Raw genomic sequence first — 15,555 nt, 5'->3', positions numbered from 1 at the left:
GCGCGGCACGAACGAGAACACGAACGGACTCCTCCGGCAGTACTTCCCCAAAGGCACCGTCCTATCCGGACACAGCCAGAACTATCTTGATCAAGTCGCCGCGGAACTCAACGGACGCCCCAGACAAACCCTGGACTGGCACACCCCAGCAGAAGCCCTGACTAAGCTACTCAGCAACGATCAACACACCGGTGTTCACACGACCCCCTGAACCCGCCCCGGAGATTCGCCCGCGTGGAGCAAGATCTCCTACTTGAACGAGACGACCTGAAGTCGTTGCACCGTGCCCGCACACGCAGAAGCGCCCCGCTCCTCCGAGGAGGAACGGGGCGCCAGTAAGCCCGGGAAGGCGATCGACTAGCGGCGCAGACCCAGACGCTCGATGAGCGAACGGTAGCGGTTGATGTCGACGTTCTGGAGGTAGCCCAGGAGACGACGGCGCTGGCCGACGAGCAGCAGCAGGCCACGGCGCGAATGGTGATCGTGCTTGTGAGCCTTGAGGTGCTCGGTCAGATCCTTGATCCGCTGCGAGAGCATTGCGACCTGCACCTCGGGGGAACCGGTGTCACCGGGCTTGGTCGCGTATTCGTCGATGATCGCCTTCTTGACTTCTGCACTCAGTGCCATAGGGATCCCCTTTCTGTTGCTGCGCGGCGCCGTCAGCGGGATGCTGGGGCTCTCTTTATCCGCGGCCGTTCTAACGGCAACCTGTACATCTTAGCACCGTTTCGCCGCCGCGGCGCTCCCCGCCCGACGTGACGCTCTCGAAACACACCGGTGATCCTCGCGTCACCGCCTTGAGACCGTCATGAAACAGCGACGGCGCACACTGGTCGCACGATGGATCCCGGCTCGACGCCGGCACAGGGAAAGGCGGCAGCCATGGAACTCACACCGCAGGACGTGTGGACGCTCGCGAGCACCGCGCTCGTACTCATCATGACACCCGGACTCGCCCTCTTCTACGGCGGGCTCGTGCGCGTGCGCTCGGTGGTGAACATGATGCTCTTCAGCGTGAGCGCGATGGGGGTGGTCGGAGTGCTGTGGATCCTCTTCGGCTACAGCATGAACTACTTCGCCGAGGGCGAGAGCGGCTTCGCGGGCAGCCCGTTCAAGGACTTCGGGCTGATCGACACCGCGCCCGCGGACTTCATCGGCGTCGGGTTCGGCGCGGTGTTCGCGATGATCACGACGGCGCTCATCTCGGGTGCGATCGCCGATCGCGTCGGTCTCGGCTCGTGGGTGCTGTTCTCGGGCGTGTGGGCGACCCTCGTCTACTTCCCGGTCGCGGCCTGGGTGTGGGGCGGGGGTTGGATCCAGAACCTCGGCGGGGTGCTCGGAACGCCCGAGGTGATCGATCTCGCCGGCGGCACCGTGATCCACATCAACGCCGGCGCGGCGGCCCTCGCGCTCGCACTCGTCGCGGGCAAGCGCCTCGGCTTCGGACCGGGATCGCACAAGCCGCACAGCATTCCGCTCGTGACGATCGGCGCCGCGCTGCTGTGGTTCGGGTGGATCGGCTTCAACTCCGGGCTCGCCACCGAGACGGGCGAGGCCGGCCTGATCCTCGTCAACACACTGGGGGCGCCCGCCGCCGGCATCGTGGGCTGGATCATCGTCGACGTGCTGCGCGGCAAGAAGCCCGGCGTGATCGGAGCCGCCTCCGGCGCCGTCGGCGGCCTCGTGGCGATCACGCCGTCGGCTGCGAACCTCTCCCCCGTGTGGGCACTGCTCCTCGGGCTCATCGCCGGCGCGGCGTGCGCGTTCGCGATCGAGTGGAAGTACCGCCTCGGCTACGACGACTCCCTCGACGTGGTCGGCCTGCACCTGGTGGCGGGCGTGATCGGTTCGCTCTACCTCGGGTTCTTCGCCTTCGATGACGGCCTGTTCATGGGCGGCGACGCCGGCCTGCTGCTGGTGCAGGCGATCTCGGTGGTCTCCGTGATGGTGTACTCCTTCACCGTCTCGCTGATCATCGCACTGGCGGTGAAGGCCGCGACCGGGCTGCGCGTGCCCGTGGAGGTCGAGGAGGCCGGCATCGACGCCGGCGCTCACGGGGAGGAGGCCTACGCCTACGAGGTGCCCGCGGTGCGGTGACCGGGCCCGGAACCGTCACGCCTCTAGGCTGGGGAGCATGACCTCTGCGAATTCGAACGCCCATGATCCTCAGACCCTCGCCCGCCTCGCCGCGGACGTCGCCGTCACCGCGGGTGAACGCATCTTCGAGTTGCGCGCCCGCGGTGTCTCGGTCTCGGCGAGCAAGTCGAGCGAGGTCGATATCGTCACCGAGGCCGACCGCGAGTCGGAGCGGCTGATCGTCGAGGCCCTGCTCACCGCCCGCCCTGACGACGGCGTGCTCGGCGAAGAGGGGGCCGGGATCGAGGGCACCAGCGGGATCACCTGGGTCGTGGATCCGATCGACGGAACGGTCAACTACTTCTACGACCTGCCCGCTTACACGGTGAGCATCGCGGCCACGGTGCCCGACGCGTCGGCGAGCGCCGACGGGCGGAGGGCGATCGCCGGGGCGGTCTTCAACCCCCGCACCGGCGAGCTCTTCGATGCGTGGGAGGGCGGTGGATCGCGTCTGAACGGCTCCCCGATCACGATCTCGGGCAAGCGCGAACTGACCACCGCGCTCGTGGCTACCGGATTCGGCTACACGGTGGAGCGGCGGATCGAGCAGGCCGAGACCCTGACCCGGGTGCTACCGCTGGTGCGCGACATCCGCAGGATCGGCTCGGCGGCATACGACCTCTGCAACTTCGCCGCTGGTCGTCTCGACGCCTACTACGAGCGCGGGCTGCAGCCCTGGGATTTCGCCGCCGGGCTGCTCATCGCGCGCGAGGCGGGGGCCGCCGTGGTCGGGCGCGACGAGGACACCGCTCCGGGTACGCCGTTCCTGTTCGCCGCGGACCCCGCGCTGGTCGAGCAGCTCCGCAGCGCGGTGCTCGGGGACTGATCCGCGGGATCCCCGCCGGCTGAGACGGGCGAGCCGACCCCCGGCTGTTTGGACGACTCCAGGAGGCGAAGCCTCTGTCAACGCAATTGACACCCGCGTGGACTTCGTCTCCCGCCTGTGTGAAGATGGAGCGGAGATGCGTCGCGCCCGCGACGCCGTTTCCAAAGGAGGGAACATGCTCCGTCAGCCGTCGGACCCCGTCGTGCGAGATCTGGTGAACCGGGCGCGAGCCGCCCGCATGAACCGCCGTCAGCTGCTGCGAGGCGCCTCGCTCGGCGCAGCCATGCTGGGCATGGGCTCGCTCGCCGCCTGCGCCGGATCGAGCGGTCCGGGCGACGGCTCGCGCGGCACCGTGCGATGGGCGAACTGGACCTACTACCTCGACTACGACGACGAGACCGGCGGCTGGCCCTCGCTCGACGCCTTCATGGAGCAGAGCGACATCCGCGTCGAGTACTTCGAGGACATCGACGACAACAAGACGTTCATCGCCAAGATCAAGGATCAGCTGAAGCTCGAGCAGGATACGGGCTACGACGTGATGGTCCCGTCCGACACCACGCTCGTGCGGCTGCTCGAGCAGGAGCAGCTCACCGATTTCGATCGTTCTCTCATGCCCAATGTCGACGCCCAGATGATCGACCTCGTGCAGCACGCGTCCTTCGACCCCGAGCGCACGTGGTCGATCCCCTATCAGGCCGGCATGACGGGCCTCGTCTACAACACCCAGCTGTACCCCAAGGGCGTGCGCGAGGTCTCGGACCTGTGGGCGCCCGAGCTCAAGGGCAAGGTGAACCTGCTCACCGAGCAGGACGACACGCTGGCGCTCATCATGCTCGAGCAGGGCGTGGACATCGAGGGCGACTGGGGCGACGACGAGTTCGAGGCGGCCCTGGAAGTAGCGGCGAAGCACATCTCGAGCGGTCAGGTCGCCACCGTCAAGGGCAATTCGTACACGCAGGATCTCGAGCAGGAGACGGTCTGGGCCGGCATGGCCTGGTCGGGCGACATCGCGATCCTCAACGAGGACGCCGGCGAGGAGATCTGGAAGTTCGTGGTGCCCGAATCCGGCGCCTCGGTCTTCGTCGACTCGTTCTGCATGCCGAAGGCGACGGAGGCCTTCGAGCAGGTGCACGAGCTCATCGACTACTACTACGAGCCCGAGGTGGCGGCGCAGGTCGCCGAATACGTGCAGTACGTCACCCCGGTCGCCGGCGCGCGGGAGGCGATGGAGAAGCTGAATCCCGCGCTCGCCGAGAACCCGCTGATCTTCCCCGACGAGGCGATGTCGAAGCGCATCTTCGACATGCGCTCGCTCACCGCCGAGGAGGACAACCGCTACTCGCAGGCATTCCAGCGCATCCTGGGCAACTGAGCGTGAACGAGGAAGCCCCCGGGGCCGCGATGTGCGGAACCGGGGGCTTTCTCGTGCGGAGCGCCGTCGCGATCAGGCTCCGAGCAGCGCCTCGATGGGACCGCGGGCGAAGAAGACCACGAAGCCCGCGGCCACGATCCACAGCAGCCAGTGAATGCTGCGGGCGCGACCGCTGAAGGCGTGCACGAGCACCCACGCCACGAAGCCCGCGCCGATGCCGTTGGCGATGGAGTACGTCATCGGCATGACGGCGACCGTCAGGAAGACGGGCAGCAGCACCCGGAAGTCGCTCAGGTCGATGTTCTTGATCTGCGCCATCATGAGCGCGCCCACGATCACGAGCGCCGCGGCCGCGACCTCGGTGGGCACGATCCCGGTGAGCGGCGTGAAGAACATCGCGAGCAGGAACATCAGGCCGGTGACGACATTGGCGAAGCCCGTGCGGGCCCCCTCCCCGATACCGGCGCCCGACTCGATGAACACCGTGTTCGACGACGACGAGGTGAGGCCGCCCGCGATCGCACCGACGCCCTCGACGACCAGGGCCGACTTGATGTTGGGGAAGTTGCCCTTCTCATCCGCGAGACCGGCCTCGCGCGAGAGGCCCGTCATCGTGCCCATCGCGTCGAAGAAGTTCGTGAACAGCAGCGTGAAGACCAGCATCACGACCGTGACGACCCCGACGCGGCCGAAGTCGAAGCTCACTGCGCCCACGAGCCCGAGATCGGGCAGGCTGAAGGGCGCGGAGCCGAGCTCGGGCACGGTGAGGCCCCAACCGCCCGGGTTGGCGATCTCCCCGTCAGCCCCGGCGCGCGGGCCGAGGTGCGCGATCGCCTCGACGATCACGGCGATCACGGTGCCGCCGATCAGGCCGACGAGCAAGCCGCCCTTCACCTTCGCCGCGACGAGCACGCCGGTGACGATGAGGGTCACCACGAAGAGCAGGGTCGGGATCGTGACGACCGATCCGCCGATCCCGAGCCCGACGGGCGGCGAGTTCGAACCCGTCGAGGTGACGAAGCCCGAGTTGACGAAGCCGATGAACGCGATGAAGAGCCCGATGCCGACCGTGATCGCGAGCTTCAGCTCGACGGGGACCGCGTCGAAGATCATGCGGCGCAGGCCCGTTGCCGCGAGCAGCACGATCAGCACGCCGTTGATCACCACGATCGCCATCGCCTCGGGCCAGGTCACCTGCCCGACGACGGAGAACGCGAGGAAGGCGTTGATCCCGAGCCCCGCCGCGAAGCCGAAGGGAAGCCGCGACACCACGCCGAAGAGGATCGTCATGATACCGGCGGTGAGCGCGGTGACGGCACTCGCCTGAGCGAAGGCCTGCTCTCCGCCGGGGCTGCCGTCGATGTAGTTGCCGAGCACATCCTGGCTGCCCGAGAGGATGATCGGGTTGAGGATCACGATGTAGGCCATCGTCACGAAGGTGACCAGCCCGCCCCGGATCTCGGCTCCGAAGGTGGATCCGCGTTCCGTGATGCGGAAGAAACGATCGATGCCGCCGCTCGGCTGCTTCGGTTCCGCGATCTGCTGACTGGTTTGCTGACGAGCCTCTGCCACCGGCCGCTCCGTTCTTGCTGGGCGTTTGCTGAACACAGCAACGCTACCACCTGGGCAGAACTCCGAGCTCACGGCAGCAGAAGAGCCCGCCCGAGGTCCGGGCGGGCTCTGAGACGGATGGTGATCGTCGGCTGGCGAAGGCGAGAAATCGCCTTCGCCGATCAGCTACCGGTGGAGACGCTTCTCTCTCCCCCGAGCCCGAGACGGGCTCGGCGTCAGCTGACGCCCAGCAGATCGATGATGAAGATGAGGGTCTTGCCCGAGAGCGGGTGTCCTCCGGAGGCGCCGTACGCCTGCGCAGGGGGAACGATGAGCTTGCGGCGACCGCCGACCTTCATGCCGGGAATCCCGACCTGCCAGCCCTGGATGAGCGCCCGCAGCGGGAAGTTGATCGACTCGCCGCGGCTCCAGGACGAGTCGAACTCCTCGCCCGAGTCGTACTCGACGCCGAGGTAGTGCACGTCGACGGTCGAGCTCGCCTGCGCCTCGGCGCCGGAGCCCTCGACGAGATCCACGATCTGCAGTTCAGTGGGGGCCGGCCCCTCGGGGAACTCGATCTCGGGCTTGGTCATGGGTGATTCACTCATCCCCCCATTGTCGCGGATCCCCGAGACATGCACGGCCGCGTTCGCTCTGAGGGAACCCCGCAGTCGCGCGCGGCAGTGCCCTCCCCACAAAGATCGGGTGCCGACACGTCAGGGAACCGCTCGAAACGCATCGGGTATCGGCATGTCGGCTACGCTGGATACGTGAGATTCGCGCACTTGATCCTCTCCCCCGCCGGCACCCCCGAGCTCTCGGTGGTGAACGACGAACGCTTCGTTCCCGCGGCTCGCCTCGGCGCCGACCACCCGACGCTGCAGCAGCTCATCGAGGCCGGCCCCGAAGAGCTGGATCGGCTGCGCGCGGCCGCAGCCGATCTTCCCGAGAGCGAGTGGACGAGGATCGCCGAGGCGGCCTTCGCCCCGGCCGTCATCGGCCCGCCCATCGTGCTCGCGGTGGGCCTCAACTACGACGAGCACGCGAGCGAGCTGAGCCTCGACAACGACTCCGGTCCGGTGCTCTTCTCCCTGTTCCCGAACTCGCTCGGCCCGCACGAGGGCGAGGTGCCGCTTCCCGCGCACATCAGCGAGGAGGTCGATTACGAGGGCGAGCTCGGCGTCATCATCGGCCGTCCCGCGAAGAACGTCACCCCCGAGGAGGCGCTCGACTACGTCTTCGGCTACACCGCGATCAACGACATCACGGCTCGCAACGTGCAGTTCCAGGAACCGCAGTGGTCGCGCTGCAAGTCGTTCGACGGGTTCACTCCGATCGGCCCGGTCGTGGTCACCGCCGACCAGATCGCCGACCCTCAGGCGCTGCACATCACGACCGATGTCGACGGTCTGCGCGTGCAGGATTCGACGACGGGCTTCATGATCCGCTCCGTCGCCCAACTGATCTCGTCGATCTCGCAGTCGCTCACGCTGCTGCCGGGCACGGTCATCTCGACCGGTTCGCCCGGTGGCGCGGGTCGCTCCCGCAAGCCCCCGCTCTACCTGCGCCCCGGCACCGATGTGACCGTGACGATCGAGGGCATCGGCTCACTCACCTCGCACTGCGTCGAGGCATAGCGGCTGCGGGCTCGCCGCCCGCGCCAGCCGGCGGCTGCTAGACAGGCCGAAAGGCTGATTCCGCATGAGGATCGCAGATCCTGCATGCGGAATCAGCCTTTCGGCGTTGTTCGAGGGGCGCGAAGCGCAGCACCCCTCGAACGACTCAGGAAGCCTCGCCGTCCTCGGTCTTCTCAGGAGCGGCCTCCCGCACCGTCTCGATGACGCCCGTCTCGGGAGCGAGCCCCGCGAGCTTCTGCGGCTGCAGGATATCGGCGAGCTGCGCCTCGTCGAGCAGACCGTGGGCGACCACGAGCTCGGAGACCTTCTCGTTGGTGCTGAGCGCCTCCTTCGCGAGCTTCGCCGCCTCGGCGTAGCCGATCACCGGGGCGAGCGCGGTGATCACGGTCACCGAGCGCGAGACGGTGTCGGCGAGACGATCCTCGTTCGCCGTGATGCCGTCGACGCAGTTGACGCGCAGCGTCTGACAGGCTCGCTCGAGCCAGGTGATCGACTGGAACAGGGAGTGCGCGATGATGGGCTCGAAAGCGTTGAGCTGCAGCTGGCCGGCCTCCACGGCCATGGACACGGTGACGTCGGCTCCCGCGACCGAGTAGGCCACCTGCGAGACGGCCTCGGGGATCACGGGGTTGACCTTGCCGGGCATGATCGACGAGCCGGCCTGGCGAGCGGGCAGGTTGATCTCGCCGAGCCCCGCCTGCGGCCCGGACGAGAGCAGCCGCAGGTCGTTCGAGATCTTCGACAGCTTGAGGGCGCTGCGCTTGAGGGCGCCCGAGAAGGTGATGAACACGCCGGTGTCGCTGGTCGACTCGACCAGGTCGCCGGCCGTCTCGAGCTCGAGGCCGGTGATGTCGCGGAGGTGCTTGATCACGGCCTCCTTGTACCCCTTGGCCGCGTTGATGCCCGTTCCGATGGCGGTGGCGCCCATGTTCACCTCTCGGAGCAACGAGACGGCCTCGGTGAGTCGATCGATGTCCTCGCGAAGAGTCACGGCGAAGGCGTTGAACTCCTGGCCGAGCGTCATCGGCACCGCGTCCTGCAGCTGGGTGCGGCCGACCTTGATGATGTGCGAGAACTCGCGGCCCTTCGCGGCGAACGAGTCGGCCAGCAGTGCGAGCTCGTCGAGCAGGCTGGTGAGCGAGAAGGCGAGCGCGATCTTGATCGCGGTCGGATAGGTGTCGTTCGTCGACTGGCTGCGGTTGGTGTGATCGTTCGGGTTGATGAAGGAGTAGTCGCCCTTCTCATGCCCCGCCAGCTCGAGCGCGCGGTTGGTGATCACCTCGTTCGCGTTCATGTTGGTCGAGGTGCCCGCGCCGCCCTGCACGACGCCGACCACGAACTGATCGTGCAGCATACCGGTCTTGATCTCCTCGCACGCCCGGTCGATGAGCGTCGCGCGCTGCTCGTCGAGGGCGCCGATCTCGAGGTTGGCCCGTGCAGCGGCCTGCTTCACGCACGCGAAGGCGCGGATGAAGTCGGGGTACACCGAGATGGGGCGGCGCGCGATGGGGAAGTTCTCGTGAGCGCGAGCCGTGTGCACCCCCCAGTACGCAGAAGCCGGGATCTCGAGGCTGCCGAGCGAGTCCGTTTCGGTGCGGGTTTGTGCTGACAAGAAGTCACTCACAGGTATCAAATCTCCATCGTCAGAGAGCGTGCGGCAACGGCCGCGGGGACGACTCATAGCCTACTCGCGATTCAGCAGGAACCCCCGTGCTAGCGCGGCTGCACCGCAGGATCTTCGCCGTCATCCCCGAACCGCCGTTTCGGGGTCTCGTCAGGCTCCCCCGCCGGCCCGACCACTGTCTCGAGGTCGGCGATCGGCACGGCGCCGGTGGCTGCCGCCGCCGAGCCCTCCTGCGGCACCGACTCCCCCGCACCGACCGCGGTCGCGCTGCGGCGCAGGATGGTGATCGGCGCCGTGAGCGTCTCCACTTGACGCCCGGGGTCGTCGTCGAGGCCGGGGCGACCCGCATGCGTCACTCGCAGGTGCAGACCGCGATCCCGGTGGAAGCGCAGCCGGCGCTCCGTGAACAACCAGGTGACGCCGATCCCGAACGCCGCGAGACCGGCCGCGGCGCTGATGAACAGCGTGGACCGGGGACCCAGCGCGTCGGCGGCGGCGCCCACGAGCGGCGCTCCAACCGGGGTGCCGCCCATGAGGATCGCCATGTAGAGCGCCAGCACTCGACCGCGCACCGCGGGATCCGCCGTCGTCTGCACGAAACCGTTGGCCGTGGTGAGCATCGTCGAGATCGCGAGGCCGAAGAAGACGAGCGTGGCCGCGAACGTCCAGAAGGTGGGCATGAGAGCCGCGATCAGGCTCACGACGCCGATGCCTCCCACGGCGAGGATCACCACGCGCATGCGCGCCGCGGGTCGACGAGCAGCGAGCAGCGCCCCCGAGAGCGAACCGATGGCGAGGATCGACGAGAGCAGCCCGTAGTCGCCCGCTCCCCGGCCGAACTCGACGGCCATGGTCGACGAGATCACCGGGAAGTTCATGCTGAACGCCCCCACGAGGAACACCATCACGAAGATGACCAGCAGATCGTGCCTCGCTCGGACATAGCGGAAACCCGCTGAGAGCTGCCGGAGCTGCGACTCTCGAGGGCCGGTCGCCGGCTTCGGCGGATGGGAGTCGATGAGCAGCAGCGCACCCAGCACCGCGACGAAGGAGGCCGCGTTGATGAGGAAGACCCACCCCGATCCGACGGCCGCGATCAGCACGCCCGCCACGGCCGGCCCCACCAGTCGGGCGGAGTTGAACGAGGCCGAGTTGAGCGCGACCGCGTTCGAGAGCTGGGCCGACCCGACGAGGTCGGAGACGAAGGCCTGACGCGAAGTCGTGTCGAAGGCGTTGACGATGCCGAGCGCCAGCGCGAACCCGTAGAGGTGCCAGAGCTGCGCGTGCCCGGTGATGAGCAGCAGGCCGAGGCCTGCGGCGAGCAGCATGAGCAGCGACTGCGTGACGAGCAGCACCTTGCGGCGGTCGAAGCGATCCGCCACCGCCCCGCTGAACGGCACGAGCAGCAGCTGGGGACCGAACTGCAGCGCCATCGTGGCGCCCACCGCCGCCGCGTTGTTGTCGGTGAGTTCGGTCAGCACCACCCAGTTCTGCGTCGTGGCCTGCATCCACGCACCGATGTTCGACACCAGCGCCCCCATGAACCAGATGCGGTAACTGCGCACCGACAGGGAGCGGAACATGTTCGACACGGCGGGGGCGACCTCCTTGGCTCGGTGCTCTCTACCTTACGCCTTTCCGCGAGCCCTCCGCCCTGCCCTCAGGGCAAGTAAATGGGCGTCAGAATTTTCCGCCCCGGCCAGGCGCTCAAAGAAACGCGCCAGCGTTTCGCGCCGATGCCGCTTGCCCTGCCCTCAGGGCAAGTAAATGGGCGTCAGAATTTTCCGCCCATGTCGAGCAGGCGACGGATGCGATCCGGGATCGGCGGGTGCGTCGCGAAGAGACGATCCATGATGCCGGGCTTCAGCGGATCCGCGATCCAGAGATGCGCCATGCTCGACTGCTGCCTCTGCAGGGGCCGCCCGTACTCCGAGAGCTTGTGCAGCGCGCTCGCGAGAGCCTCTGGGTGACGGGTGGTGAGCGCGCCCGTCGCGTCCGCCAGGTACTCGCGCTGCCTCGACACGGCGAGCTGCACCACGGAGGCGATGAGCGGAGCGACGACCATCGCGACGAGGCCGAAGATCAGCATCACCGGGTTGCCGTTGTTGTTATTGCCGCGCGAGAAGAACGCCATGCGCATGAACATGTCGGCGAGCATGCCGATCGCGACGACGAGGCCGTAGACGATCATCGAGACGCGGATGTCGTAGTTCCGCACGTGCCCCAGCTCGTGCGCCATGACGCCCTCGAGTTCGGGGTCGGTCATGATGTCGAGCAGACCCGTGGTGGCGGCGACCATCGCGTTCTCGGGGTTGCGTCCGGTGGCGAACGCGTTGGGCGCCGGATCGTTCACGATGTAGACCTCGGGCATCGGGGTACCCGTGGTGATCGAGAGGTTCTCGACGATGCGATAGAGCCTCGGGTTGTCGGCCTCGGTGATGCGCTGCGCGCCGCTCATCATGATGGCCTGGCGCCCTGCGGCGAAGTACTGGAACAGCGCGTACGCCGCGGCGAAGACCACGACGGCGATCACGATGCCGGGCGAGTTGTAGATGTACGCCGCGAGCCAGCCCAGCCCGCCGATGATGACGATGAACAGCAGGATGATGAGGACGCTGTTGATCTTGTTGCGGCGAATCGCGCTGTACACGTGCCGCCTCGGTCAGAACTGGATGCGCGGGGGCTCGGAGATCGAGGCGACGTCTTCGACTTCGAAGAACTCGCGCTCGGTGAAGCCCATGCCGCGTGCGAAGAGCGTGTTGGGGAAGACCTGGATCTTGGTGTTGTACTCGCGCACGCCTCCGTTGTAGAAGCGGCGCGAGGCCTGGATCTTGTTCTCGGTGTCGACGAGCTCGCTCTGCAGCTGCAGGAAGTTCTGGCTGGCCTGCAGCTGCGGGTACGCCTCCGCGACGGCGAAGATGCTCTTGAGCGCCTGCTGCATGTGGTTCTCGGCCGCGGAGGCCTCGGCCGGCCCCTGAGCGGAGATCGTCTCGGCGCGGGCCTTCGTCACGTCTTCGAAGACACCCTGCTCGTGCGCAGCGTAGCCCTTGACCGATTCGACGAGCGACGGGATCAGGTCGGCTCGCCGCTTCAACTGCACCGTGATATCGCTCCACGCCTCGTCGACGCGCACGCGCAGGGTGACGAGGGAGTTGTACGTGATCCAGACGTAGCCGATCAGCAGCACGAGCACGCCGACTGCGATGAGCGCGGCAATCAATCCACCAGACATGGGTGCATCCTATCCAAGAAGCCCATGAAACCGCTGAGGGCCGGCGGATCCGGACCCCTGTTCGAGAGCCCCTACTCCCCCAGCACGCGCGTGAGGTACGGGTTCGCGAAGAGGCGCTCGGGATCGAGGCGATCCCGGATCTCGGCGAACTCCTCGAATGCCGGGTAGCGCTCACGCAGCACGGCCGCCGTCTGCGTGTGCATCTTGCCCCAGTGCGGCCGCCCGCCGTGCGCGGCGAGGATGGCCTCGGCGTCGCTGAAATAGCCGCGATCCCGATCCCTGCGATAGCGGTGCACGGCGATGTAGCCGGTGTCGCGGCCGCTCGCCGTCGAGAGCAGCAGCTCGTCGGCCGCGGCCGACCGCACCTCGACCGGGAAGGAGACGCGATGCCGGCGCCGTTCGATCATCGACCGCAGTTCGCGCATCGCGTCGGGCACGGCCTCGAGCGGCAGGCCGTACTCCATCTCGTGGAAGCGGACGCGGCGGTGGGTGACGTAGACGCGGTGCGACTCGTCCGCGTAGCTCCGCCTGCTCGACACGCCCTCGATGAAGCGGTTGATGCGCGGCACCGCGCCAGGGGCGGCACTGCCGAACGCCACGCAGGCGCCGAACACGAGGTTGTTCGCGAGCTCCTCATCGGCGAAGCGGGCGGCGGGCGCCAGCGGGTCGCGCCCCGCCTCGAGCGGCAAGCGGGTGTTGGTCTTCGTGCGCGCCCGGCGGGTGTGCGGAAACCAGAAGAACTCGAAGTGGTCTGCCTCGCGCGTGCGATCCACGAACCCGTCGAGCACCTCGTTGAGCGGCAAGGGCGCTTCCACGGCCCGCAGCAGGTAGCGGGGAACGCACTGCAGCGTGATCGTGACGAGCACCCCGAGCGCGCCGAGCCCCAGTGCGACGGCTGGCAGCAGTTCGGGGTGGTGATCCTCGTCGATCACGAGCGTCTCACCGCTGCCCGTCACGATCGTCGCCCCGACCACGCCGGTCGCGAGGCCGCCGAGGCGCACACCGGTGCCGTGCGTGCCGGTCTGCGTGGCGCCGGTGACGGTCTGGCGATCCACGTCCCCCATGTTCGCGAGCGCGAGGCCGAGCGGGTTCAGGATCGCCGGCAGCTCCCACAGGTGGGTGCCTCCCCAGAGGGTGACGCGGCCGCGCGCCGGATCGGCGGAGACGAGGCCGCGCATGCGGCTCATGTCGATGCGGATGCCGTCGGTCGCGCCGATCCCGGTGAAGCTGTGCGACGCGCCGATCGGCTTGACGGTGCGCCCGGTCTCGCGAGCGCGCTGCACCGCGAGCGCGATCTGCTCGGCCCGGCGGGGCACGATCTCGAGCTCCGGCCGCGAGTGCTCGGTGCCCGCCCAGTTGCTCCAGCGAGTGTTCCAGCGTGCGTTCGGCCCCGCGACCTCGCCCGCTCGTGTGCGCGATCGTCCCGTCACAGGAAACACCGCCCCTCTCCTCGATAGCTCGGGATCGGTGCGAGCGCCGTCCCGTTCGCCCTCACGGGCACGATCTCGTTCGTGTGGTCCACGGCCTCGCCGGCCTTGGCGTGCCGCAACCACACCCGATCCCCGAGGCGCAGGCCGTTGGCGGCGCGCCCGCGCACCGGCGTCTGCACCTCGCCGGCGCCCTCGCGCGGCTCGAAGGAGAGCCCGCCGGGCCACACCGGCAGCGGCAGCCGGTCCGGTGCCGCAGGCCCGGAGGCGATCCAGCCCCCGCCGAGCAGTGTCGCGCGATCGCGCGACGGCTTGCGGACGACATCGAGCCCGAAGCCGAGCGCCGGGGCCGGCGTGAACGAGCGATAGTGATCGAACAGGTGCGGACCGTACAGTCCGCTGCCGGCAGCGACCTCGGTGACGGCCGATTCGGCGGCGGTGCGCTCGATCGATCCCGTTCCGCCGCCGTTCACGAACTCCAACTCGGCGACCTCGCGCACCTGGGCGACCGCCGCCGCGCGGCGCTCGGCCAGCTCCTTCGCACTCGCGCGCTGCACCGCCCGCAGAATCGCCCCCTCGGCCGGCTTTCGCGGCGCGTCGGCCACCCCCGCGATCTGCGCTTCGTAGGCCATCACCCCCACCAGCGCGAACCCGGGGCGCGCCGCGACCTGCTCGGCGAGTGCGCGCAACCGTTCCGGGCGGCGGATCGGCGACCGCCTGACACCCAGGTGGCCGAGCGCCCGGGTGCGCCAGGAGGCGTCGAAGTCGAGGCATACGCGGATCCGCGCCCGCTCCCCCGCGCCGGTCACGGCATCGATGAGGTCGAGCTGCTCCTCGTCGTCGATCATCAGGGTGACGCGGCTCGCGGCCCGCTCGTCCCGCCCCAGCACCTCGAGCGACGCGCGATCCGCCGTCGGGTACCCGACGACCACATCGTCGACGCGATCCGCGAGCCACAGCGCCTCGGCGAGGGTGAACGCGAGCACGCCCCGGTAACCGGGCAGTGCGAGCACCGCCTCGAGCACGGCCCGCGAGCGCACGGATTTACTGGCGACCCGGATCGGCAGGCCCCCGGCCCGGCGCAACAGATCGTGCGCATTTTCGCTGAGTGCCTCGACGCTCAGCGCGACCACCGGGCCCGGGCGATCCCGAGTCGCTTCATCCATCGTTCGCCAGAACCGATCCGCCTGCTCCCAGGGCCGCGCGGCGGCCGCGGTGCGTACCCCCGGGGCGGCCAGATCGAGTGTCATAGGGGAAGTGTAGGGCTTGCGAGCGACGAGCCGGGCCTCAATCGCGGCGCAGATCCCGCTCGAGTTCGGCCTGCCAGGCCGCTCGCTCCCGGACTCGTCGAGCATGCCATGCCCTCCACCTCATGTAGAGCGCCAGCAGGATCGCGATGACGATCGCGATGATGAGCAGCACTTTGGCGAAGACCATTGCCCCAGCCTACGCTGCGGCGACACGCCTCGTGTGCTGTGCGGACGTCATCGCCCGCGCCGGCGGGCCTGCGGGGGCTCACTCGAGATTCGCCACGGGCACGTCTCCGCTCGTGTCCCGGTCGTCGTCAGAGCCGCCCGCGGGTGCATCGGCGGCTTCCGAGTCGTGCTCGCGCCGCTCCTGCTCGCGCCTGCGAGCCTCCTTGATCGCGTTCTTGGTCTCGTCGGATGCGTCATCGATCATCGACATGGCGGTTCTCCTTCGTGTTCGTATTCGGTTCCGATCCACGTGCCCTCGGAGCTCGTGGGAA

At 68.3% G+C, this 15,555-nt stretch carries 16 protein-coding genes; 5 read left to right on the top strand and 11 right to left on the bottom strand.

Annotated features, from left to right (window positions below; translation table 11 throughout):
• Positions 1-211, top strand: a 211-nt coding sequence (locus AC0KXF_RS11740) for a transposase (protein ID WP_473108626.1), incomplete at its 5' end; no start/stop codon positions are given.
• A gap of 146 nt (positions 212-357) precedes the next feature.
• On the opposite strand, the gene rpsO is transcribed toward AC0KXF_RS11740, so the two are convergent.
• Positions 358-627: a 30S ribosomal protein S15 gene (gene rpsO / locus AC0KXF_RS11735; RefSeq protein WP_223044466.1), complete on the bottom strand. Its 270-nt coding sequence runs from the start codon at positions 625-627 to the stop codon at positions 358-360.
• A 255-nt stretch (positions 628-882) separates the two neighbouring features.
• On the opposite strand from rpsO, the gene AC0KXF_RS11730 reads away from it, so the two are divergent.
• The 3 genes from AC0KXF_RS11730 to AC0KXF_RS11720 all read left to right on the top strand — a co-directional run bounded on the left by AC0KXF_RS11730 (position 883) and on the right by AC0KXF_RS11720 (position 4,337).
• On the top strand, positions 883-2,097 hold the full coding sequence (locus tag AC0KXF_RS11730; RefSeq protein WP_473109365.1) for an ammonium transporter: 1,215 nt from the start codon (positions 883-885) through the stop codon (positions 2,095-2,097).
• A 37-nt stretch (positions 2,098-2,134) separates the two neighbouring features.
• Positions 2,135-2,962, top strand: a complete 828-nt coding sequence (locus AC0KXF_RS11725; RefSeq protein ID WP_473109364.1) for an inositol monophosphatase family protein — start codon at positions 2,135-2,137, stop codon at positions 2,960-2,962.
• 175 nt (positions 2,963-3,137) lie between these two features.
• Positions 3,138-4,337 (top strand): ABC transporter substrate-binding protein, encoded by a 1,200-nt coding sequence (locus tag AC0KXF_RS11720; RefSeq protein ID WP_473109363.1) that lies wholly within the window; start codon positions 3,138-3,140, stop codon positions 4,335-4,337.
• A gap of 72 nt (positions 4,338-4,409) precedes the next feature.
• Here AC0KXF_RS11720 and AC0KXF_RS11715 read toward each other — a convergent pair whose 3' ends face one another.
• Complete coding sequence (locus AC0KXF_RS11715; RefSeq protein ID WP_473109362.1) at positions 4,410-5,909, bottom strand: NCS2 family permease; 1,500 nt, start codon at positions 5,907-5,909, stop codon at positions 4,410-4,412.
• 215 nt (positions 5,910-6,124) lie between these two features.
• Positions 6,125-6,496 (bottom strand): FKBP-type peptidyl-prolyl cis-trans isomerase, encoded by a 372-nt coding sequence (locus tag AC0KXF_RS11710; RefSeq protein WP_473109361.1) that lies wholly within the window; start codon positions 6,494-6,496, stop codon positions 6,125-6,127.
• 162 nt (positions 6,497-6,658) lie between these two features.
• On the opposite strand from AC0KXF_RS11710, the gene AC0KXF_RS11705 reads away from it, so the two are divergent.
• The gene (locus AC0KXF_RS11705; RefSeq protein WP_473109360.1) at positions 6,659-7,525 is read left to right on the top strand and encodes a fumarylacetoacetate hydrolase family protein; all 867 of its coding nucleotides are present in this window, start codon (positions 6,659-6,661) and stop codon (positions 7,523-7,525) included.
• Positions 7,526-7,670: 145 nt separating this feature from the next.
• Here the strand turns inward: AC0KXF_RS11705 and AC0KXF_RS11700 are convergent, their stop codons facing one another.
• From AC0KXF_RS11700 to AC0KXF_RS11665, 8 genes are all read right to left on the bottom strand, one after another.
• Positions 7,671-9,149: an aspartate ammonia-lyase gene (locus AC0KXF_RS11700; protein WP_473109359.1), complete on the bottom strand. Its 1,479-nt coding sequence runs from the start codon at positions 9,147-9,149 to the stop codon at positions 7,671-7,673.
• An 89-nt stretch (positions 9,150-9,238) separates the two neighbouring features.
• Positions 9,239-10,732, bottom strand: a complete 1,494-nt coding sequence (locus tag AC0KXF_RS11695; protein WP_473109368.1) for an MFS transporter — start codon at positions 10,730-10,732, stop codon at positions 9,239-9,241.
• A 191-nt stretch (positions 10,733-10,923) separates the two neighbouring features.
• A complete protein-coding gene (locus AC0KXF_RS11690) occupies positions 10,924-11,799 on the bottom strand; it encodes a M48 family metallopeptidase (protein WP_223044473.1) in 876 nt (291 codons plus the stop codon).
• 12 nt (positions 11,800-11,811) lie between these two features.
• A complete protein-coding gene (locus AC0KXF_RS11685) occupies positions 11,812-12,381 on the bottom strand; it encodes a LemA family protein (RefSeq protein WP_223044474.1) in 570 nt (189 codons plus the stop codon).
• A 71-nt stretch (positions 12,382-12,452) separates the two neighbouring features.
• Complete coding sequence (locus AC0KXF_RS11680) at positions 12,453-13,811, bottom strand: D-arabinono-1,4-lactone oxidase (RefSeq protein ID WP_473109358.1); 1,359 nt, start codon at positions 13,809-13,811, stop codon at positions 12,453-12,455.
• On the bottom strand, positions 13,808-15,058 hold the full coding sequence (locus AC0KXF_RS11675; protein WP_473109357.1) for an alanine racemase: 1,251 nt from the start codon (positions 15,056-15,058) through the stop codon (positions 13,808-13,810). Before AC0KXF_RS11675 ends, AC0KXF_RS11680 begins: the two co-directional genes overlap by 4 nt.
• A 37-nt stretch (positions 15,059-15,095) precedes the next feature.
• Entirely contained in the window at positions 15,096-15,245 is a 150-nt protein-coding gene (locus AC0KXF_RS11670) for a hypothetical protein (protein ID WP_223044476.1), read from the bottom strand.
• A gap of 78 nt (positions 15,246-15,323) precedes the next feature.
• Positions 15,324-15,494 carry a hypothetical protein gene (locus AC0KXF_RS11665; protein ID WP_473109356.1) on the bottom strand — a complete coding sequence of 57 codons (171 nt, stop codon included), beginning with the start codon at positions 15,492-15,494 and terminating at the stop codon, positions 15,324-15,326.
• Between the last annotated feature and the right edge of the window lie 61 nt (positions 15,495-15,555).

The sequence above is a fragment of the Leucobacter holotrichiae genome (genome assembly GCF_055791005.1).
Note: the sequence above shows the minus strand (reverse complement) of the source record. Positions and strands in the feature narration are given on the sequence as shown.

What these genes read in the sequence shown, in the direction of transcription:
- AC0KXF_RS11670 (WP_223044476.1), bottom strand. Translation starts at nt 15,245, where the DNA reads ATGGTCTTCGCCAAAGTGCTGCTCATCATCGCGATCGTCATCGCGATC.
- AC0KXF_RS11725 (WP_473109364.1), top strand. Translation starts at nt 2,135, where the DNA reads ATGACCTCTGCGAATTCGAACGCCCATGATCCTCAGACCCTCGCCCGC.
- AC0KXF_RS11675 (WP_473109357.1), bottom strand. Translation starts at nt 15,058, where the DNA reads ATGACACTCGATCTGGCCGCCCCGGGGGTACGCACCGCGGCCGCCGCG.
- AC0KXF_RS11695 (WP_473109368.1), bottom strand. Translation starts at nt 10,732, where the DNA reads ATGTTCCGCTCCCTGTCGGTGCGCAGTTACCGCATCTGGTTCATGGGG.
- rpsO (WP_223044466.1), bottom strand. Translation starts at nt 627, where the DNA reads ATGGCACTGAGTGCAGAAGTCAAGAAGGCGATCATCGACGAATACGCG.
- AC0KXF_RS11665 (WP_473109356.1), bottom strand. Translation starts at nt 15,494, where the DNA reads ATGTCGATGATCGATGACGCATCCGACGAGACCAAGAACGCGATCAAG.
- AC0KXF_RS11685 (WP_223044474.1), bottom strand. Translation starts at nt 12,381, where the DNA reads ATGTCTGGTGGATTGATTGCCGCGCTCATCGCAGTCGGCGTGCTCGTG.
- AC0KXF_RS11710 (WP_473109361.1), bottom strand. Translation starts at nt 6,496, where the DNA reads ATGAGTGAATCACCCATGACCAAGCCCGAGATCGAGTTCCCCGAGGGG.
- AC0KXF_RS11730 (WP_473109365.1), top strand. Translation starts at nt 883, where the DNA reads ATGGAACTCACACCGCAGGACGTGTGGACGCTCGCGAGCACCGCGCTC.
- AC0KXF_RS11720 (WP_473109363.1), top strand. Translation starts at nt 3,138, where the DNA reads ATGCTCCGTCAGCCGTCGGACCCCGTCGTGCGAGATCTGGTGAACCGG.